We start from the raw sequence: 19,655 nt of genomic DNA, 5'->3' as shown, positions 1-19,655 counted from the left end.
CCGCCGTACAAGATCGGGTAATAGGCGAAGACACTGCGGAAGGCACTGCGAATATATGCAGCATATACCTAAAGTATTCTTACAAGCACTAATATTAGTTTCTTCTCAGCTACTAATGTGCGTTTCGCGCCACATTTGCCATTTTATGGCAAGCCTGGTCGGCAACATGCAACACAAGGCCAGGGCCACCCACCAGTGGCGCGACATGCCGCCGCTGGCGGCGCGGCGCAGCCCGGCCAGCGCTTCGCCGCGGCGGCCCCGCGCCAGCGCCGCGCGCGCCACGCTGACGCGCGCATCGGACACCAGCCGCAAGGCCGAACGGCGCGCCGGCTTGGCCGCCGGCCAGGCCAGGGCACGCTGCTCCAGTCGCTCGAAGGTGGGCGCCAGCACATCGACCGATTCGATCGCGCACAGACTGCCGGCCACCTCGACACGGTAAGCCACCAGCTGTGCCGGCGTAAACACCAGCGTCAGGCGCTCGGCCAGCCGAAACCACAGATCCTGGTCTTCGCCAGCCGATTCGCCTTCCGGAAAGCACGGTTGCAATGGCAACAAGTCGCTGCGCCAGATGGCCACGGAATTCGTGCAGAAAAACGGTCCGCCGCGGCGACGGCGCTCGAAAAAGTCGTCGAGCAGGCGCGTCTCGCGTACCGCCACGCCCTGGTAGCTGAGCGCCGCCAGGCTGCTGTCCGGTATGCGTTCGAAGCCGCAGGCGAAAAACGACCCCGACGGATGCGCGCGCGCCATGGCCACCATGGTTTCCAGATACACCGGACCATACCAGTCGTCCGCATCGAGAAAACAGATCAATTCGCCGCGCGCTTCCAGAATGCCGCGGTTGCGCGCGCGCGACACGCCGCCATTGGACTGGCTTACCAGCCGCACGCGCGCGTCGGCGCAGGCCCGCACGCGCTGCGCGCCATCATCGCTGGAACCATCATCAACCACCACCACTTCCCAGTCGGCATGGGTTTGCGCCAGCACCGAGGCCAGCGCCGCTTCGATATATGGCCCCTTGTTATACAGCGGCACAATGACCGAGCACAGCATCAAGCCATCCCCGGCACGCGCACCTTGCGCGCCCTGAGCGCCTGCCGGTCGGCCGCCGGATAATACGCCGTCAAGATAATGAGCAACAGCAAATGCGTCATCGCCTCGGCGGCAAAGCCCGTCAGCGACAGCGGCACTTCGCTGATCGAACGGATGGCAATGAGCACGAACAGGGCCATCGACAGGCCCTGGCTGGCACGGGCCGTGCGCGCGCAGGCATACAGTAGTGCCATGGCATACAGTACCAGGCCGATGGCCCCGATGGTGCCAGCGCTGGCCAGACTCTGGTAAAACTGGCTATGCGCATGGGTGGCGTAGGGCATGCCGATGCTGACGCGGAACGCATCATCCCACAGCGGCAAGCCGTAGCCGAACACGGGATTTTTGTGCCATTCCTGCAGCGCCACTTGCCAGATCACGTCACGGCCCGTCAAGCTGATCAAGTCAAAGCCCTCGTTGCTCGAGGCAAAGCGCGCCAGCTTGGCGTCGAGATTGCCGAACATCACCATCAGCATGCCCAACGTGCACAACAGGATGAAGCAGAAGATGCCGATGATCGACAATTGCGGGCGGCGGTAATCGAACAGCCGCTCCTTGATTTGTTCACGGAAACCGAAATACGCGACACAGGCAAAGCACAGGAAGCAGGCGATCCAACTGGTTTTCGATTGGGCCAGCAACAGGCTGCCCAGGCCCACACCCCAGGCAAACAGGTTCAGCAGGTGCGAGGCATAGGGCTTGCGCCACAGGCACAACAGGAATACCACCACCATCGGTCCCAGGCTGTTGGCGTGATTGGCCAGGCCCGTATAGCGAATGCTGAGGAAGGGAATCAGGCCGTGGTAACTCTTGTTGATGACCATGTTCGGCTTCCAGACAAACACGGCCGCGCTGAGCACCAGGAACAGCAAGGTGGCGTTGCGCATCGAAATGACGCTCAGGTCGACCTCTTTCGGCGTCATCAGCAGCGCCGCATAGCCGGCCAGGAACATGTACAGGTATTCATGCGAGACACTGGTATGGCGCCCCAGCAGGGCCGGACTGACAATATTGCTGAGGAAGTACACGAACAGCGCCCAGAACAGCAGCATCGGCATCGGCTGGATCTTGTCGCGCGAAGTCAGGCGGTGCAATATGCGCTCGCCGCAGGCAAAGATCACGAACAGGGACGTGAGCCGGCCAAACCAGGCGCTGGCCGGATTCCGCACCATCGCCTGCATACCCATCTGGAGCTCATCGCCAGAGATATCGCGGTTCGACAAAATGGCCGCCACGGCGATCGACAGCAGTACCGGATAGAACACATAGGGCACCAGTCCCGTCTCGCGCTTGTTGCCCCAATGAATGCTCAAGGCGATCACGAACACCACCACCAGCGCGGCGACCACGGCAAACAGGCCAAACAGTATTTCACTCATGTAGTTCTCGCGTATCCAGTAAGTTGTCGCGCGCGCCACAGCGGGCGCGCAGATAAGAGACCACCCTGGCCGGCAGCGGCGGGCTGAAGCGGGCCAGCATGCCCACCGCGCGCATGCCCAGCAGTTCGGGCCAGGCCAGCACGGCCAGCAGCAGGGTCAGGCCGCCGAACAGCGCGCCGCCCAGGAATGCCGGCAGCGGATGGCTGCCGCCCAGGCCGCCCAACATGGCGCCGCCCCAGCTGCCGGCGGCGGCCAGCAAGCCCATCGCCAGGCCGCGCGCGGCCAGTGGCGCCAGTTCGCCCAGCCCCACCTGCAGGCGCAGGCACGCCACCGTGCCCACCACCAGCGCGCGCGCCAGCAGGGTGCCGGCGGCGATCATGGCGACCACCGCCCCGCCCTGCTCCGCCCACAGCACCAGCGCCGCGCCGGCCAGCACGATCAGCGGCAGCTGCAGCAGGCTTTCCAGGTGCTTGCCGCCCGTATTCCATAAAATCGGCGTCGACATGCCCCACGTGATGTACGCGGGCATGGCCAGCGCCAGGATGCTCAGCACGATGCCCGACTCTTGCCACACCTTGCCGTACAACACGCCGATCAAGTCCGGCGCCGTCATCGCCAGCAGCACGAACAGCGGCAGGATGATGATCCAGATGGTTGCCAGCACCGACAGATAGGTGTCGCGCAGTCGCGGCAAATCGTCCTGCAGCTTGGCGCCCGTGGCCAGGAACGCCGGCTGCAAGGCGCTCAGGAACAGCGAATTGGGCGTATTGGCCAGGTTGTAGCCGACCGCATACACGCCCACCGCGTGGGCATTCAGGAAGCGCCCCAGGAACACGCGGTCCATATTGTTCAGGCACCAGTTGCACAGATTCGTCACGAATACCGTCACGCCCACATTCGTCGAACGCCGCGCGCCCTCGTACCACAGCAGCGGCTTGAGCGAAAAGCGCGTGCGCGCATACGTCAGCACCAGCGCCGTGGCCGCCTGTCCCAGCCAGGCGCACACGAGCGTCCACACGCCGGCGCCCGCATACGCGAGCGGCAAGCCCACCAGCAGGTAGCCGACGATGTAGCTGCTCACCTGGATGATGTTGAGCCAGCGGAAATCGAGGGCGCGCCGCAGCAGGCTGCTACCCGGCGCCGTCAGCGCATTCAGCAGGCATGTCAGGCTCATCCACGCGATCACGGGCGCGATGCGCGGCTCCTTGAAATACGCGGCGATCCAGGGCGCCATGAAAAACAGCAAGGTCATGGCCGCCAGGCCCGTCAGCGCCTGCCACGTCACGGTAAAGCGCACGTCTTCCTCGCTGAGCGTGCGGTTTTGCACCAGCCCCCAGGAAAAGCCGAAATCGGCCAGGAAGTTGCTAAATGTCAGCACGATCAGTCCCATGGCAAACAAGCCGTAGTTTTCCGGCCCCAGCAGGCGCGCCAGCACCACTTGCGTGACCAGCTGCAGGCCAAACATGAGGACCGTGCCCATCGCCGCCCACTTGACGGCGCTGACGCTTTTCTTGTTGATGTCGCTACTCATGATTCTCGCTATCTGCTTCGCTGCGCCTCAACGGGACGGCGCGCCGATCAGGCGGCCACGCTCCGCCGGCGGCATGCTGGCCAGCAAGCCATTGACGAAATCGGCCTGCAAGCGGTACGCGCGCGGCAAATCCGTATCGATGCTCGATACGCGGAACAGCATGGCGTCGGCGACGGTGCCCGTCAGGCCGTAGCGCAATTGCTCCAGGCGCTGCTGCATGCCGACCTTGCTGATCTTGTCGCCGATGGTGATCCAGTACGTGATGGGCTCGCTGCGGTTGCCATTCACGGCCAACAAGCGCTTCACGGGCAGGCTGCCGTAGGCCGAGGCCAGCTCGCCGTATTCGTCGCGCTCGACCTGGAAACCCTGGGCCGCGTAGCACACTTCCGGCTTGTGCACGCCCATGTTGTCGCTCTGGTCGCCGCCATAGGCGATCGACAGCATCACCCGTTCGCCATGCGCATTGATGTAGGTGCGCGACAAGGTCTGGTTGTAGATCTTGTTCAGGCGTTCCTGGGTTTCCGGATCCACCTGCAGCGGCACGATGGAACTGTCGACCCGCCACTCGCCGAACGCTTGCGGTATCGCCGTTTCCAGCGAAAAGCTCGGGCGCTGGTCGGCCAGCTTCACGCCCGGCGCCACGCCGTGGCTGAGGATGGCCGCGCCCAGCAGCAAGGCGCCCAGCAGCATGTTCATGCGCAGCGCCGCGTTCATGTCGACGCTCCCACGGCTGGCGCGCGGCCCGCCTGGCGCTTGCGCACGATCCACTGCAGCAGGCTGTCGACACTGAGGATCAGCAGCAGCGCGGAAATGAACAGCACCATGCCGGCGAAGCCATGCAGGAAGCCCTGCCCGGCCGCGTCGCCGAAGTAATACGTGATCAGGGTCAGCACGATCACGCGGATGACATTGGCGGTAAAGGAAATCGGCACGATCAGCAGGGCCAGCACGATGTTGCGGAACGGTGAAGTATGCCGCACCAGGTTCAGGTAAAACAGGCCCAGCGCTTCAAGCGTGAGCAGGGTCTGCAAGCCGGCGCAGGCGTCGGCCACCAGCAGCTGGTACTGGCCGATCTGCAGGATCACGCCATTGCGGGCGATCGGATAGCCGGCCAGGAAAAGCAGGTGTTCGGTCACATACGAAACGGCCATCTTCATCGGCATGGTCAGGGTCGTCACCAGCGGCAGCGGCAGCGGCACCATGAACAGCATGAAAAAGAAGGGAAACCACAGCACGCGCGCGGCAATCCAGCCGCGCTTGAGCAGCAGCAGGGCCAGGCCGGTGCCGATCAGGGCGAGGATTTCCAGCGACAAGATGTGCTGCGAACGGCCCAGCACATACAGCAGCAGCGCGGCGGCCAGCAGCGGCCAGCCGGCGCGGGCCGGACGGGCGCCGGCGCTCTGCGCCAGCATCTCGGGCCATTTGCGGTAGATCAGCCACAGCGACAGGGCCAGGATGATGGGGCCGTGCGCCTGCTCTTCGGTGGACCAGATGCCGCGGAACAGCCCGACCAGGCTGGGCGCGAGCATGGCCAGGAAGCCCAGCGCCAGCGGCAGCCAGTCCGGCACGGCGGACCGGCCGGACCGTGCCGGCGGCATGGCATGGCCAGGCGCAGTCATCAAAAGTCGACCATCACGGAACCGACCACCTGGGCGCCGCTATGCGTCATTTGCTCGGCCATGGCCGCCACTTCCGCCATCGGCGTCTTGTTCTTGCGCGCCACCAGCAGCACGCCGCCGGCACGCGCGGCCACGGCCAGCGCATCGGAACCGGTGGCATACGCCGGCACGTCGTAGAGCACCACGTCGTAGCGGCTTTCCAGCTGCTTGTTGAGCGTGACGAAGGAGGTTCGGCTGAGCAATTCCTGCGGATTCGGCGGCAAGGTGCCGGCGGCCAGCACCGACAGCGCGACAAACGATTCCACCTTGGCGATGATATCGAGTTCGGCGCGGCCGGCCAGCACGTCGGACAGGCCCTGGCGTGTCTTCAGGTCGAAGATTTCCTGCTGGCGCGGCGCGCGCAGGTTGGCGTCAACCAGCAAGGTATGCTCGCCCAGCTGGGAAAACACCACGGCCAGGTTGGCGGCGAACAGGCTGGCGCCGTCGCCCGGCTCCATGCCCAGCACCACCAGCGACTTGCTGCCGCGGGCGAACCAGCGCAGCATCAGCTGGCTGCGCACGGCGCGCAGGGTTTCCACCTGGTGGCTGAATGGCTGGTAGGCGGCCACCAGTTCCTGCGGATACTTGCCGGCGCCCGGCTGCAGATACGGGTAGTCGAACTGGCGCGCCAGCACTTGCTCGATATCGGCTTCCGTGATCAGGCCCAGGCGCAGGGCCGCTTCGCCGAAGCGGATGCCCAGTTCCTTTTGCATGCGCAGCACGCGTTCGGCGTTTTCCGGCGTGATCTTGCCCGATTCGAGCAACAGGCCGCCTATGCTGGAATCGGCGCCGCGCACCAGCGGTGCGGTGGTATTCAGAAGGTGTGGACTTGAAGTCATGATAGGTTCCATCTCAGTTCAGGCGCAAACGGCGCGGCAGCATGCCGCGCATGCGACGCTGTTTCGGTTTCCAGTCGACCACGCCGAACACGGGAATCTGCAGCACTTCGCTCAGGTCCTGGTCGGAACGGATACGGCGGTCCAGCAATTCGGCCAGCAGCGCGATGCCGCAGCCCAGCATGAGGCCGAGGAAAATCGACAGCAGCACGTTGCGGGGAATCTTCGGGCTGTCCGGCTCGATCGGCGCCGTGGCCGGGTTGAGCATGGCGATATCGGACTGCTCGGCCTGGCCTTCGATGCGCGTCTGCGACAGGCGCTGCGAGGTCACGTCGAAGGCGCGCTGGGCGCTTTCCACATCCTTGCTCAGCACGCCCATTTCATCGCGCGTCCGGTTCAGTTCCAGCACCTTGGCTTTTTGCGCGGCCAGAGCGGCGCGGATCGCGCCTTCGCGCTGCTGCAGGATCTGCGCATTGTTGCCCACGCTTTGCGAGGTAGCGCGCGTCTGCTCGGCCAGGTCGCGGCGCAGCTTGTCCACTTCCGCCTTGGCGCTCTGGTATTGCGGGTGATTGCGGTCCAGGCGCTGGCCCAGCTCGGCCAATTTACCCTCGGCGTTGCCCAGGCCCAGCTTCAGACTCTGGATCAGCGGATTCGACGCCACATCCGGCGATTCGGACAGGTTGCCGCCCTGCGCCATGCGCTGGCGCGAATTGGCTTCCATGGCCTGGCCCTGCGCCAGCACCAGTTGCGCCGACAGGTCGTTCAGGCGGTTCGATTCCACGTCGAGGCGGTTGTCGACGCTGACGATGCCGTTATCCTGCTGGTATTTCGACAAACGGCTTTGCGCGCGCTCGACGTTATCGCGCAGCAATTTGGTCTGGTCATCGAAGTACGTCGTCGCCTTGCGCATCGGGTCGACCTTCAGCTGGATGCTGACCTTTTGATACTGTTCCGCAAAGGCGTTCGAGACGGCCGCGACGAATTGCGGGTCGGCGCCCTTGAAGCTGACATCGACCACGCTGCTTTCGCGCGACGGCATCACTTCGAGTTTCTTCAGCAGCAAGTCGGCCAGCCAGTCGCGCACCGTGCCCTTGCCTTGCGCCGCGTCATTGAACTGGGCGATCACGGCGGGGCTGCGCGCCAGTTCCAGCTGGTCGACGACGCGCAGGGCGACGTTCTTGCTGCCGATAATATCGACCTGGGTAGCCATGTAGCCGGGCAGCAACTGCCCCGGCATGGTCATGCCCGTCAGAGGATCGACGCCCTTGTAGTTCATCAGCAAGGTGCTGGTGGCCTTGTAGGTCTTCGGCAGCACCAGGCTGACGCCCAGCGCCAGCGCCACGGTGATCATCAAGGTCAGCAGCACAATCTTCTTGCGTGCCCGAAGGATCAGCAATAGTTGGGTGAGGTTCATTTGGAAACTTTCAATACAAAAAGGTAGGGAGCCAGTTGCTCTTAGAACAGGCTTTCCTGGACATACACGACATCGTCGACGCGCAGCAGGTCGTCATGCTTGACCGGCAACACTTCCATCTGGCCGGCTGCATTGCGGCGCTTGACGCGCACGCCGCGTTCGGTGCCGCGCAACGTCAGGCCACCACCCACGGACAGGGCTTGCAGCACGGTCATGTTGCGTTCCAGGCGGAAGGCGCCCGGACGCTGCACTTCGCCGTAGATATAGAAGCGCGGCGCGCGTTCGACGTAGATGATGTCGTTGCCGCCCACTTCCGTGTCGCCCTTCAGGTCGCCGTTGCGCACGATGTCGAGGATATCGGCCACGTCGCGCGTGGCAGTGCCGCCGCGCTTGCGGATCACGGTGATCTGGTCGGCGCCATCAGGACTGACGCCGCCGGCCATGGCCAGCATGTCCATCACGCTGCGCTTGCCTTCCACCGGATAGCGGCCCGGGCGGTTCACCTGGCCCAGCACGGACGCCTGCTGGCTTTGCAGGCTGGTGACGATGATGTTCACTTGCGCCTTGCGCAGGAAGCCGCCGCTTTCGAGCAGGCCGCCCAGTTTCTTTTCCGCTGCCGAGGTGGACAAACCGCCGATCGCTACCGCGCCCACCAGCGGGAAGGTGATTTCCCCCGCTTCGCTGACGCGCGTCTCCAGGCCCAGATCCGGGTTGCCGTAGACGGAAATTTTCAGCACATCACCAGCCCCGAGGGGGACATCGGCTGCACCGGCCATGCCTGCGGCGAGGGCCAGGAAGGCCGCCATCATCCAGTTTGCGAGTCGTTTCATGATTACAGATTCCCGTTGGTAGATTGCTGATGTTTAACTACTTGTTGATACGTCACTTATTTCAAACCCGCTACGCCGCGCTCGTTGGCTTCATGCGCGCTGTTCGCCGGCGCCGCTGCCGCAGGTGCCGCCGCTGCCGGTGCACTGGCCGAAGCCGAGGCCGCTGCATCCTTGTTGAAATACTCGATCTTGGCGCTGGCGCGCAGACGCTTCAGCTCGGCTTCGGCCGCATCCTTGTTCTTCTTGTTGGCCAGGAACTGTTCGATTTGCGGCGCGGCCGCGTCCAGGCCCACCGGGCTATCCTTGATATCGGCCAGCGCGATGAGCAGGCTGCGCTCGCCTTCGCGCACGATGAACAGCTGGCCCTTGGGCATCGACTGCAGTTTGCCGCTCAGTTCGGGCGCCAGGTCGGCGCTGGTGCGCGACACCTGGGTGCGGCCAAACGCGATCTTGTGTTCGTCGAGCCATTGCGCCACGTCTTCCAGCGACTTGGCGCGGTCCATGACGGCCTTGAGTTCATCGTTCAGCGCCGCCGTCGGAATGACCAGCTCGCGCAAATCGAATTGCTTGCGCTGGCTGAAGAACAGGGGGTTTTTCGCGAAGTACTCTTCCACTTCGGCCTTGCTCGGGCGGGTGGCCGCGCCGATGCGTTTTTGCATGTATGCCTGGGCAACGATCAGCGCCTTGGCGCGCTCGATGGCTTGCATGACTTTCGGATCGCGGTCGACCTTTTCCTTCGCCGCTTCGTTCTGCAGCAGCTGGCGGTCGATCAGCGACTCGAGCAACTGCTTGCTGGCCGCGGCCTGCTGCGGCGCCTGCACGCCGGCCCGCTGCAACTCTTCATTCAACTGCAGGACGGTGATTTCTTCGCCGTTCACGCTGGCCAGCGCCTGGCCAGCCTTTTTTTCCTTGTTGCCGCAGGCCGACAGACCGGCGGCGGCCAGCAGGACCAGGGCGGCGCACAACAGACGTGGCGCGGGACGGGAATGAATAAAGTGGTTCAAGCGAGCTCCTTCGGATGACGGGTATGACGGCTGGAAAAATCCGGCGCGGCGTGCCGGCTGCATGGCCAGGCTGCACTGCTCAGATTCCTCCGAAAAATAGTTATTCGTCAAATAATTAATAATATTGTAAACATAATACACACAATGCATGACGACAAGCAAAATATTTGCTTAAAAATCTACTAATGAGATATAAAAACAACTATTTCCGCAGTCTACTTCATTGCAAAAAATTATGTATTGCACGGTACAGACTGACTTTAACAATGATAGTTGGCGCGTGCCGTCCCTGACGGCTGCCCGTCAGGCTGACGCTACGACCGGCAGGGGCAAGGCCGGATACTGCACCCTTCGTCGAACCCTTTCCAAGAGGAAAGTAATGGCGCATGGCCGGCACGACTCGTGGCAGGGTGAGCGCGGAGTGGTCGCGTGATGCGCTGGTGCTCTATGCTGGTACTCTAAAGATGCTCCATTTTAACGCGTATTGACTCCGTGCAAAGTATATTCAAACGCTATTTTTTCCTGCAGGCAGCATACTGGCGCTCAATGGGCGTTCTCGCGCGCCAGCACCACTTTCACCGTGCGCGCGATAATCCACAGATCGAGCCACAGCGACCAGTTGCGCAGGTAATCGAGGTCGAAATGGATGCGCGCCTCCATCTTGTCGAGCGTTTCCGTCTCGCCCCGCAAACCGTTGACCTGGGCCCAGCCCGTAATGCCGGGCTTGACCTTGTGGCGCAACATGTAACCCTTGATCAGCTTACGGTACTGCTCGTTGTGCACGACGGCATGCGGGCGCGGCCCGACGATGCTCATGCGGCCCTGCAAGACGTTGAGAAATTGTGGCAACTCATCGAGCGAGCTGCGGCGCAGGAAAGCGCCGACACGCGTCACGCGCTGGTCGTTCTTGGTGGCCTGCACCACCGTGTCGCCATCTTCGCCCACCGTCATGGAACGGAACTTGTAGACGACGATCTCTTCGCCATACAGGCCATAGCGGCGCTGGCGGAAAATCACGGGGCCTTTCGAGGTGGTCTTGACGGCGATGGCAATGACCAGCATGACCGGCAGCAGCATGACCTGGATTACCAGCCCCAGCACGATATCGCTGCCCCGCTTGACCATGCTGTTAAAGCCCGTGAACGGCGATTCGCGGATGGCGATGACGGGCATGCCACCCACGTTGTCGAAACGCGCCTGCATCAGGTCGAAGATATAAATATCGGGCAAGAAATATACGGAAGCCGTCGTATCTTCGAGCTCATCGAGCATCTTGCGGATGCGCGGCTGGGCCGAAATCGGCTGGCTGATGAAGATCATCTTGATATTGTGTTCGCGCACGTAGGTGGCGATATCATCCATGCGCCCCAGCATCGGCTCGCGCATCTTTTCCGGCCAGCGGTCGTCCGTGCGGTCGTCGAAGAAGCCATGCACCTGCATGAACAGGTTGGCATTGCGCTCGACGGTGGCGGCAAACTTCAGGCTCGCGTCATTGGCGCCGATGATGACCACCGAGCGCACTTCGCTGTCGCTGTCCGGACGCAGGCTGAACCGGCGCCCGGCCAGGTGCCCGGCCAGCAGCACGAAGGGCGTGAGGACAAACCAGGCCAGCACCACCTCGGTATCGAAATGATAGGCCAGGCCCGTGGCCGAGCCCAGGAAGATGAGAATCAGCGCGACGATCGTCCAGCCGACGAGAATATCGCGCGCATACGCCAGCATGCGGCCGCTGCGCCAGGTGCGGTAGGGGTCGACGTGCTGGTACACCGTCGACGAAATGAAGACGGCCAGTATCATCAGCACCAGCGTATAGCCGGTAAAGGGCGAACCCGACAAAACCGTCATCAGGTACAGCAAGCCCATGATGATGATCGGGTCGAGGACGCGCTGAAAAAACGAAATCAGGGGTATATCATTGACAGTCATGTTGATCTTTAAAACTGGACGCTGCCATTGAAGGAAATGCCCTTGGCCCGATAGCTGCCGCTATCGATGATGGCGACGCCTTCGCGCCGCTCGTGGAACAGGCGCACGCCAAGCTGGATTTTCCGGTGCGGCGCATACGTGGCGCCCAGCGAAGCCGTGCGGGTGGTGTCGCGCCCGTCGCCAGGCAGCACCAGGCCGCTGACGGCTTCGAAATCGCGCCGTTCCTGGCGCAGCTGGGCATCGACGCGCACCTTCGAGGTGGCCGTCCATGTGGCGCCCAGGCTGCCCCCCGTGTTCAGGCTGCTTGTCACCAGCGAATTGTCGACGGAACCGAATTCGCGCCAGACGATGCCCGTAAAATTGACCTTGCCCAAAGGCTTCCAGTACACGCTCAGCCGGCCATTCGTGCCGCTGGTGTCGCGCCCGGACAGCAAGTTGTTGCGATGGCGTACCCAGCCACCGAGGAATTCCACCTGCGTGATGTCGCTGTAATCCCAGAAGACATTGGCCTTGATCTCGTCCTGGCGATAGCCGTTGCCGTACACAGTGGCATCGAACGCGCCGCGGTTCGGATACTTGCCATTCAGGTGGCGCAACTGCAGGCCGACGCGGCTATTGCTGCGCGCCAGGTAGTCGACGCCCAACTCCGTCGCGTCTTCCGTCCAGTTGGAAAACGCTTGCGACGGCAAGTCATACGAGTAGCGGTCGCGCGACAGGCCGCCGCGCACGCGCCAGCTGGGGTGGAAGCGCCAGGCGCCATTCACGTACTCGCGGCGCTGCGTGCGCAAATTGCGCACCGTGCTCTGGAAGTCGCTGAACGGCGTCAGGGTCTGCGAATAACTGGCGCCCACATGGCCTTCGAGGTGGTTGGCGATGTGCCACTCCAGGTCGGCCAGATAATCCTTGCCGTCGTAGTCGAACTGGCTGAAGCGGTTGAAGCTCACCTTCGACCACTTGGCCTGGCCCGTCAGTACCTGACGGCCGATGGGACGGTTGAACAGGAAGCCCGCCTGCAGCATCCTCGACGTATCCGAACGGGGACCGGAAAAACCGGGCACGTCGTCCGGCAAGCGCATCAGGTTGTCGTCGTACGAATACGAGGTGGCAACGAAAGGCTTGATGGTGTCGCTGATGTCGGCCAGGGCGGCGCCGCTGGCAAGGGTGCCCAGGAGAAACAGCGCAGCCGGCAAACGCGGGCTGGCCATGAAGGCGGCGGCAACGGCTTTTTTACGCAAGGAATTCAACATGGTTTTGTCTTTGAAAGATCACACAGTTGATAGGCAATACTACCAGTAAATCCAATGCCCACCAGAAATAATCCAGAGCCCCAACACGCCGTTCGTCACGCCATGCGCGAGGATAGGCGACCACAGGGACTGGCTACGCATGTACAACAAACTATATGCCGCACCGGCCACCATGCCGGCCAGCCACAAATTATGCTCAAAGCCAAACAGCAACACGCTGATGGAGAAGGCCTTGGCGCTGGCCAGACGCGGATCGGCCCGCAAAAAGTCCGGCCTGTCGATCCAGCGCAGCAGGAAGGAACGCCAGAACAGCTCCTCCATCACGGGCACCACCAGCGCCGCACCCGCGATACGCAGCACCACCAGGCTCCACTCGATGCGGCCATCGGTGCGGGGATCGAAGCCGTCCGGATTGCCGATGCGCATCCAGCTGGCGTCGAGATTGATCCACAGCAGAAAAACAACAACACCGCTGACCAGCGCTCCGAGAATGGCACGCGCGCCCAACGGCGTCCACAGCAATTCCGTGTAACTGCGGCGCCAGTACAACAACAGGCCCAGCACGACGGCTATCTTGACGGCGTACAGCCAGCGCAAGTCCTGCGCGGCAACGCCCAGGCGGCCGAGCACGTCGGCAATAAAAATGAAGGAGAGATAGGCCAGGAATGGCGCTACCCGGGGCAAGGCGGCGCGGTCAGACATGCTGCTGCGCATCGGAGGTGACACCGCGCGCCGGACGCGGTGGTCCGGAGCGCATGTTTTTCATGACAAACATGCATCCCCCGATGTAATAAATATAATTATATAATTATATCAAGCGGAACCGTTGCCGTGGCAAACAATCCTGACTTAATTACAACAGGGTATGCAAAAAAGCATCAACTATTGGCGCGCGCCTCGATCAGTTCCCACTTTTCCAGCGCTTCCAGCAGTTCGCCTTCGATCTCGGCCACGCGCGCGTTCAGGCGCTTGCCTTCGGCTGGCGTCTTCTTGTAGAAGTCCGGGTGCGACAGTTCGGCGGCCAGCACCGACTGCTCATCTTCCAGCTTGGCGATCAGTTTCGGCAACTCATCGAGCTCGCGCTGTTCCTTGTAGCTGAGCTTTTTCTGCTTGGCGGCCGGCGCGGCAGCCTCGACCTTCACGGCCGGCTTGCTGGCGGGCGCCGTGGCGATCGGCAAGGTGCGCACGCGCTCCCAGTCCGTGTAGCCGCCGACGAATTCGCGCCACTTGCCCTCGCCTTCGGCGACGATCACTTGCGTGACCACGTTGTCGAGGAAGGTGCGGTCATGGCTGACGAGGAAAACGGTGCCGGTGTATTCTTCCAGCAACTCTTCCAGCAATTCCAGGGTATCGATATCCAAGTCATTGGTCGGCTCATCGAGCACCAGCACGTTGGCTGGCTTGGCGAACAGGCGCGCCAGCAGCAAACGGTTGCGCTCCCCACCGGACAGCGACTTGACGGGCGAACGGGCGCGTTCCGGCGCGAACAGGAAATCGTTCAAATACGTCATCACGTGACGGCGCTGGCCATTGATCTCGACCCAGTCGCTGCCTGGCGCGATGGTTTCCATCAGGTTCGCCTCTTCGTTCAGCTGCGTGCGCATCTGGTCGAAATACGCCACTTGCAGCTTGGTACCCAGGCGGATGCTGCCCGTGTCCGACTCTTCCTGGCCGAGGATCATCTTCAGCAAGGTGGTCTTGCCGGCACCGTTGGCGCCGATCAGGCCAACCTTGTCGCCGCGCAGGATGGTGGCGCTGAAATCCTTGACGATGACCTTGTCGCCATAAATCTTGGAAACGTTTTCCAGGTCCGCCACGATCTTGCCCGAGCGTTCGCCGGCCGAGACGTCCAGCTTGACTTGTCCCTGCTGGTCGCGGCGCGCATTGCGCGTCAGACGCAGCGCTTCCAGACGGCGCACGCGGCCTTCGTCACGCACGCGGCGCGCCTTGACGCCCTTGCGTATCCACACTTCTTCCTGCGCCAGGAACTTGTCAAACTTGGCGTTTTCCACTTCCTCGATTTCCAGCTGCTCCGCCTTGCGGGTCTGGTACGCCGTGAAGTTGCCCGGATACGACAGCAAGCGGCCGCGGTCGAGTTCGATGATGCGCGTGGCAACGTTATCGAGGAAGGAGCGGTCATGGGTAATGAACAGCACGCTGCCCTTGAAGTCGCGCAACAAGCCTTCCAGCCACAGGATGGAGCTGAAGTCCAGATGGTTGGTCGGCTCATCGAGCAGCAGCACGTCAGGCGCCGACACCAGCGCACGCGCCAGCGCCACGCGCTTTTGCATACCGCCGGACAGGGTTTTCATGGCCATGTCGCCCGTCAGGTTCAGACGGTCGAGCACGGTTTCCACCTTGTTCGGCAAGCTCCACGCATCGGCCGCATCGAGTTTGACCTGGATGTCGTGCATGCGTTCCATCAGTTCGTCGTCATTGCCCTGGCCAAACTGGCCCGTCAGCGCATCGTATTCCTTCAGCCACGCCTGCGATTCGCCCATGCCGGAAGCGACGGCGTCGAACACGGACATGTCCGGGTCGAATTGCGGTTCCTGCTCCACATACGCGATCTTGATGCCTTGCTGCATGACCAACAAGCCGTCATCGAGCTTGAACTTGCCCGAAATAACCTTCAACAGCGACGATTTACCCGTGCCGTTACGGCCGATCAAGCCGACCCGCTCCGTGGTTTCCAGTGAAAATTCCGCGTGATCGAGCAGCGCGACGTGACCGAACGCAAGTTGCGCCGATGAAAGAGAAATGACAGCCATAATGAGTAAGAGTGCTCGGGCGCCGTCTCGCGCACACCGCGTGGTGTGCAAAACAGCCGCCGATTGGATGAATGAAGCACGCATTGTACCGATAACTCGGACTTCAATCGCCATCGACCAGTAATTACCGCCTGGATGATCACAGGCTGCCGACGCGCGTTGCGTGGAAACGTGGTGTCGCCAGCAGGAATCGAACCTGCATTTAAGTCTTAGGAGGACCTTGTACTATCCATTGTACGATGGCGACACGCGCAGCGGCATTATACAGGCTAGTTCCGGCCATTGACAGTCCGGCAATCGGGCGCGTGCGTGGGGCCGGCGCCTCAGTGTCCTGCCACCTGGCGCAATGGCGCCGGCAACGCAGGCGATGCCGAAGGCAGCAAGGGCAGGATTTGCTGCGCCGCCAGATCGTGCGCCACAGGGTTCCAATGGCCGTCCGCCGGCAGGAAATCCATGCGCTCGCGCTGTTGCTCCCAATGGCGCGCGAATATGGGCTGCATGTCCACCACCTGATAGCCATGTCGCATTGCACTCTGGATAAAAAATGTGCGATCACCGGCTTTCCAGTTCGGCACCGCCTTCCGCGGCGCATACAGCATGTTCCGGTCAGCATCGACCACGAAGATAAAGCGCGTATCGTCAGCGCCGCCCAGCGCGCGCAATTGCGTCATGTAGTATTCAAGCGCGGCAGCGCGGCGTGCATCAGGCGCGCCGGCGGCCAGCTCCTGTGCCGCGCCAGGGGGACTGCGGCGCAACTGGCTCATCAACCAGTCAGGAAACTTCAAGTTGTAATAGATATAACGGACCAGGGCCGAATAGGAAACTAGCTGCTTGACCTTGGACTCGACATACGGGACGTGCACCAGTTTGATATTGTTTCCCTCGCTGACAAACATGCTATGGCCCCGCTGTGCTGGCGCCAGGATGTCGAGCATGTCCATCGGCTCGACAAACATCACCACCGTGCGCGGATGCAGCTGCGCACGCGTATAACGCAACACTTCCAGCGCATCGGCAAACCCGTTTCCCGAGGCGGAGGCAGCATACACGCCGCCGCCCAGTGTCTGAGCCAGCCGGCCTTGCAGGGTTTCCGGATACTCCAGCATCAAGCTTTCGATAAAGCTGTCGCCGATGACAAGAACGGCCGCACCATCCTTAAAATCAGGAGAGTTGGTAAAGCCCTGCCGATTCGTCTTGCCATGCCGGGCATTCGCCAGCGCCCAGCCGTGCGAATACACGTAGTCCTGCTGCGGCAGATAGCGGGCATACGGGCGCTGCTCGCTGCTCTGTTCCATGCGCAGGCCGGACACCACCGGCAGGCATTGCAGCAACGCTTCCAACACCAGTGCCGTACCCAGGACACCCAGGCCTATCGCAAATATAGAGCGCATATGATTTATCAGAAATTAAAATACAAGAATTCAGAAACGCCACGCGTCTCACTAATTGCCAGCAAGACCAGGCACAGCATCAACATGGCCCCCAACAGGACGCTGCCCCGGTCACTTTCCAGGCGCTGCTCCGTCGACACGCGCAAGCCTCGCCCCAGCAGCTCATACACATTCGGCATGAAAAAAATGATGGCGGCACAGACGCCCAGCCACCACAGGCAGGAACTCAGCTGCATGATGCGGTTCACACCCAGCATGCTTTCCTGCATGGCGGGCGTCAGCGTGCCGCCGCACATGGCCTGGAGCACATCCAGCGCCGCGTCGATGGAACTGGCGCGAAAAAAGACCCAAGCCAGCACCACGGCAAAAAAAGTCGCCAATGCGCCGCCAGCGCGTACCACCAGGTTGCTGCGCTGGCCCAACAGGTGGCGCAGCGCATGGTTGACGATGAGATAAAAGCCGTGCAAGCCGCCCCATACCACGAAGGTCCAGTTGGCGCCGTGCCAGAGTCCGCCCAGCAGCATCGTGATCAGTAGATTGCGGTAACGCAAGAACCCGCCCTTGCGGTTCCCACCCAAGGGGATATACAAATAATCGCGCAGGAAATTGGACAGCGTGATGTGCCATCGGCGCCAGAAATCGATGATCGAGGTCGCCTTGTATGGCGAGAAAAAGTTAATGGGCAAGATGATGCCGAACATATAGGACAAGCCGTAGGCCATGTCGCAGTAAGCCGAGAAGTCGAAATACAGCTGGAAGGTATATGCCAGCGCACCGGCCCAGGCCTCCAGCATGCTCAAATGGGCGTGATGGAGGTCGAAGACGGGAGCGACGTAGCGCGCGATCCCATCGGCCAGAATAACTTTCTTGAACAAACCAACCGTGAAGAATGCAAGGCCGACGATCAGGCGCCCGCGACTGAAAACATGCGATTCGGCCTGCACGAACTGCGGCATCATCTCCTTGTGATGCAGAATGGGACCAGCGATCAGGTGCGGAAAGTAGGTCACAAATAAACCATAGCTTTCTGGCTGGTAATCCTTGACTTTTCCGGCGTGGCAATCGACGAGGTAGGCGATTTGCGTAAAGGTGAAAAACGAAATGCCAATGGGCAAGGTAATCCCCAGCGGCTGAAATGGCGCTCCCGTCAAGGTGGCAACATTGCTGATCACAAAATCAAAATACTTGAAAAACACCAGCAGCGACAAATTGAAGGCCAGTCCGGCCCACAGCCAGCGCTTTGCCTCGCGCTTGCGCCCCGTCTCCTGACGCTTCGAGACGACTCGGCCAATAGTGAAATTACAGCAGATTGACAACAGCAGCAGCGGCAGGTAGGCGACGTCCCAGTAGCTATAGAATGCAAGCGAGGCCAGCAACAGGAAAATTATGGATAGCCGCAGCGAATACTTTGAAATGAGAAAGTATCCCAGCAACGCCAACGGCAAAAACACCAGAAAGAACGGAAATGAATTAAATAACACGGCGCGATTCCATAAAGTTGCTTACACGTGACGCTTCGGCGACCAGCAAGCGCAAGTCTAAACGCTTGATGCCGATATTTGTTTATTATTATTTTTAACATGAGGATGAGACGAGTTCTTGCCCGCACGACGCGCCATCATGCGCCGCACGGCCGCAATCACGCGCGCCATCGCCGTCAGCCAGTCCTGCGCACCATGTTCCTGTTCCGCCGCACTGTCGATCCCGTAAAAGCGTTCTGTCTTACTTGACACGCCTCGTTGCAAACGGCGGCACGCTCAATTTCCTGTGCCGCACGGTAGCTGCACCGACAAGCAACAAGCCGGCCAGCAACAGCTGCAACATCGCCGGCTCAGGCACGGCGCTGACGCTAAATACTTGCATGGCGCCAAACGTGACATTCGGATAGGAGCCGTACGGCGTTCCATCGAGCAAGCTTGCGCCAAAGATGCCATTGACCGGGTCGATGTACGAGTAGCGCGAAGAAATGCCGTTTGTGCTCAGGTCCGCCGACATGCCCAGGTCGGCGCCGATGCCGAAGGTGGGGCCGGCGTTGATGTCATTGAAGGTCTGATACGACCCCACCGAGTCCAGCGCATAGGTTTTCGGCGTTTGCCGGAAATGCTGGCCCGAAGTCAGGTTGAAGATGAAGGCCGTGCGGTCGCGGTCTTCCGGCGTCATGTTGTAGTTGCCCGACGAATTCCAGCTTTGCGGGTTGTAGCCGCCCACTAGCCAGGTCTGGCCGGCGCTGTTGCTCGCCTGCATCACGGAAAACGTGCGTCCCCTGCCGTCGGCAGCCAGGTGAAAATCGCGCGAGGTGTCGCCCGCCGACTTCGTGTAGATGGCCGTCAGCGCCAGCGGACCTTCGCCCAGCCAGGCGGACAGCTGCGCTTCCTGCGCGCCGTTGAGCAAGGATTGCGCCGACGCGGCAGGCACGGCACCGATGCACAGCAAGGCGCCAGCGAGCAAGGTGACGGGCTGCACCGCCTTGATTTTCAGCATGATTTGTTGTTGCATCGCTCCCCCTGTGTGATTACCGCGAATTTTCGGCATATCAATATAGCACAAGGAAATGCATTAATTGCATTAATTTATTTCAA

The 19,655-nt window shown here is 61.4% G+C and carries 17 protein-coding genes and 1 tRNA gene; all 18 read right to left on the bottom strand.

Features of this window, described 5'->3' with window-relative positions; all coding sequences use genetic code 11:
* Window positions 1–105: 105 nt before the first annotated feature.
* The 18 genes from FG13_RS26270 to FG13_RS26190 all read right to left on the bottom strand — a co-directional run bounded on the left by FG13_RS26270 (window position 106) and on the right by FG13_RS26190 (window position 19,572).
* Window positions 106–1,050 carry a glycosyltransferase family 2 protein gene (locus FG13_RS26270; protein WP_035825818.1) on the bottom strand — a complete coding sequence of 315 codons (945 nt, stop codon included), beginning with the start codon at window positions 1,048–1,050 and terminating at the stop codon, window positions 106–108.
* The gene (locus FG13_RS26265) at window positions 1,050–2,468 is read right to left on the bottom strand and encodes an O-antigen ligase family protein (protein ID WP_051959472.1); all 1,419 of its coding nucleotides are present in this window, start codon (window positions 2,466–2,468) and stop codon (window positions 1,050–1,052) included. The genes FG13_RS26270 and FG13_RS26265 overlap by 1 nt, the downstream gene beginning before the upstream one ends.
* The gene (locus FG13_RS26260) at window positions 2,461–3,999 is read right to left on the bottom strand and encodes a lipopolysaccharide biosynthesis protein (protein WP_051959471.1); all 1,539 of its coding nucleotides are present in this window, start codon (window positions 3,997–3,999) and stop codon (window positions 2,461–2,463) included. The genes FG13_RS26265 and FG13_RS26260 overlap by 8 nt, the downstream gene beginning before the upstream one ends.
* 27 nt (window positions 4,000–4,026) lie before the next feature.
* Window positions 4,027–4,713 carry an exosortase-associated protein EpsI, B-type gene (gene epsI, locus FG13_RS26255; RefSeq protein ID WP_035825816.1) on the bottom strand — a complete coding sequence of 229 codons (687 nt, stop codon included), beginning with the start codon at window positions 4,711–4,713 and terminating at the stop codon, window positions 4,027–4,029.
* The gene (gene xrtB, locus FG13_RS26250; protein ID WP_081922726.1) at window positions 4,710–5,618 is read right to left on the bottom strand and encodes an exosortase B; all 909 of its coding nucleotides are present in this window, start codon (window positions 5,616–5,618) and stop codon (window positions 4,710–4,712) included. Before xrtB ends, epsI begins: the two co-directional genes overlap by 4 nt.
* A complete protein-coding gene (epsG, locus tag FG13_RS26245) occupies window positions 5,618–6,496 on the bottom strand; it encodes a chain length determinant protein tyrosine kinase EpsG (protein WP_035828798.1) in 879 nt (292 codons plus the stop codon). The genes xrtB and epsG overlap by 1 nt, the downstream gene beginning before the upstream one ends.
* A 13-nt stretch (window positions 6,497–6,509) precedes the next feature.
* Window positions 6,510–7,907: a chain length determinant protein EpsF gene (gene epsF / locus FG13_RS26240; protein WP_035825815.1), complete on the bottom strand. Its 1,398-nt coding sequence runs from the start codon at window positions 7,905–7,907 to the stop codon at window positions 6,510–6,512.
* A 41-nt stretch (window positions 7,908–7,948) separates the two neighbouring features.
* Complete coding sequence (gene epsE / locus FG13_RS26235; RefSeq protein WP_035825812.1) at window positions 7,949–8,737, bottom strand: polysaccharide export protein EpsE; 789 nt, start codon at window positions 8,735–8,737, stop codon at window positions 7,949–7,951.
* A 56-nt stretch (window positions 8,738–8,793) separates the two neighbouring features.
* The gene (locus tag FG13_RS26230) at window positions 8,794–9,741 is read right to left on the bottom strand and encodes an EpsD family peptidyl-prolyl cis-trans isomerase (RefSeq protein ID WP_035825808.1); all 948 of its coding nucleotides are present in this window, start codon (window positions 9,739–9,741) and stop codon (window positions 8,794–8,796) included.
* Window positions 9,742–10,284: 543 nt separating this feature from the next.
* Window positions 10,285–11,667, bottom strand: coding sequence for an undecaprenyl-phosphate glucose phosphotransferase (locus FG13_RS26225; RefSeq protein ID WP_035825806.1), 1,383 nt, complete (start codon window positions 11,665–11,667; stop codon window positions 10,285–10,287).
* 8 nt (window positions 11,668–11,675) lie between these two features.
* The gene (gene epsL / locus FG13_RS26220) at window positions 11,676–12,914 is read right to left on the bottom strand and encodes an XrtB/PEP-CTERM-associated polysaccharide biosynthesis outer membrane protein EpsL (RefSeq protein WP_051959470.1); all 1,239 of its coding nucleotides are present in this window, start codon (window positions 12,912–12,914) and stop codon (window positions 11,676–11,678) included.
* Between the two features lie 39 nt (window positions 12,915–12,953).
* Window positions 12,954–13,616 carry a CAAX prenyl protease-related protein gene (locus FG13_RS26215; protein ID WP_035828793.1) on the bottom strand — a complete coding sequence of 221 codons (663 nt, stop codon included), beginning with the start codon at window positions 13,614–13,616 and terminating at the stop codon, window positions 12,954–12,956.
* Between the two features lie 176 nt (window positions 13,617–13,792).
* Complete coding sequence (locus tag FG13_RS26210; protein WP_035825804.1) at window positions 13,793–15,685, bottom strand: ATP-binding cassette domain-containing protein; 1,893 nt, start codon at window positions 15,683–15,685, stop codon at window positions 13,793–13,795.
* A gap of 172 nt (window positions 15,686–15,857) precedes the next feature.
* A tRNA-Arg gene (locus FG13_RS26205) sits at window positions 15,858–15,932 on the bottom strand.
* Between the two features lie 76 nt (window positions 15,933–16,008).
* Entirely contained in the window at window positions 16,009–17,025 is a 1,017-nt protein-coding gene (locus tag FG13_RS26200; protein ID WP_035825802.1) for a hypothetical protein, read from the bottom strand.
* Between the two features lie 59 nt (window positions 17,026–17,084).
* Window positions 17,085–18,557, bottom strand: a complete 1,473-nt coding sequence (locus FG13_RS26195) for an MBOAT family O-acyltransferase (RefSeq protein ID WP_035825799.1) — start codon at window positions 18,555–18,557, stop codon at window positions 17,085–17,087.
* 57 nt (window positions 18,558–18,614) lie between these two features.
* Window positions 18,615–18,809: a hypothetical protein gene (locus FG13_RS30300; RefSeq protein ID WP_152598871.1), complete on the bottom strand. Its 195-nt coding sequence runs from the start codon at window positions 18,807–18,809 to the stop codon at window positions 18,615–18,617.
* Window positions 18,799–19,572, bottom strand: coding sequence for a PEP_CTERM-anchored TLD domain-containing protein (locus tag FG13_RS26190; protein ID WP_235211809.1), 774 nt, complete (start codon window positions 19,570–19,572; stop codon window positions 18,799–18,801). Before FG13_RS26190 ends, FG13_RS30300 begins: the two co-directional genes overlap by 11 nt.
* Window positions 19,573–19,655: the final 83 nt, after the last annotated feature.

Origin of the sequence: Janthinobacterium sp. RA13 (assembly GCF_000745325.1) — a bacterium.
Taxonomy (GTDB): domain Bacteria; phylum Pseudomonadota; class Gammaproteobacteria; order Burkholderiales; family Burkholderiaceae_D; genus Janthinobacterium; species Janthinobacterium rivuli.
The sequence above is the reverse complement of the archived record's forward strand: the minus strand, read 5'-3'. Positions and strand labels throughout refer to the sequence as shown.

What these genes read in the sequence shown, in the direction of transcription:
- FG13_RS26270 (WP_035825818.1), bottom strand. Translation starts at nt 1,050, where the DNA reads ATGCTGTGCTCGGTCATTGTGCCGCTGTATAACAAGGGGCCATATATC.
- FG13_RS26265 (WP_051959472.1), bottom strand. Translation starts at nt 2,468, where the DNA reads ATGAGTGAAATACTGTTTGGCCTGTTTGCCGTGGTCGCCGCGCTGGTG.
- FG13_RS26260 (WP_051959471.1), bottom strand. Translation starts at nt 3,999, where the DNA reads ATGAGTAGCGACATCAACAAGAAAAGCGTCAGCGCCGTCAAGTGGGCG.
- epsI (WP_035825816.1), bottom strand. Translation starts at nt 4,713, where the DNA reads ATGAACGCGGCGCTGCGCATGAACATGCTGCTGGGCGCCTTGCTGCTG.
- xrtB (WP_081922726.1), bottom strand. Translation starts at nt 5,618, where the DNA reads ATGACTGCGCCTGGCCATGCCATGCCGCCGGCACGGTCCGGCCGGTCC.
- epsG (WP_035828798.1), bottom strand. Translation starts at nt 6,496, where the DNA reads ATGACTTCAAGTCCACACCTTCTGAATACCACCGCACCGCTGGTGCGC.
- epsF (WP_035825815.1), bottom strand. Translation starts at nt 7,907, where the DNA reads ATGAACCTCACCCAACTATTGCTGATCCTTCGGGCACGCAAGAAGATT.
- epsE (WP_035825812.1), bottom strand. Translation starts at nt 8,737, where the DNA reads ATGAAACGACTCGCAAACTGGATGATGGCGGCCTTCCTGGCCCTCGCC.
- FG13_RS26225 (WP_035825806.1), bottom strand. Translation starts at nt 11,667, where the DNA reads ATGACTGTCAATGATATACCCCTGATTTCGTTTTTTCAGCGCGTCCTC.
- epsL (WP_051959470.1), bottom strand. Translation starts at nt 12,914, where the DNA reads ATGTTGAATTCCTTGCGTAAAAAAGCCGTTGCCGCCGCCTTCATGGCC.
- FG13_RS26215 (WP_035828793.1), bottom strand. Translation starts at nt 13,616, where the DNA reads ATGTCTGACCGCGCCGCCTTGCCCCGGGTAGCGCCATTCCTGGCCTAT.
- FG13_RS26210 (WP_035825804.1), bottom strand. Translation starts at nt 15,685, where the DNA reads ATGGCTGTCATTTCTCTTTCATCGGCGCAACTTGCGTTCGGTCACGTC.
- FG13_RS26190 (WP_235211809.1), bottom strand. Translation starts at nt 19,572, where the DNA reads ATGCAACAACAAATCATGCTGAAAATCAAGGCGGTGCAGCCCGTCACC.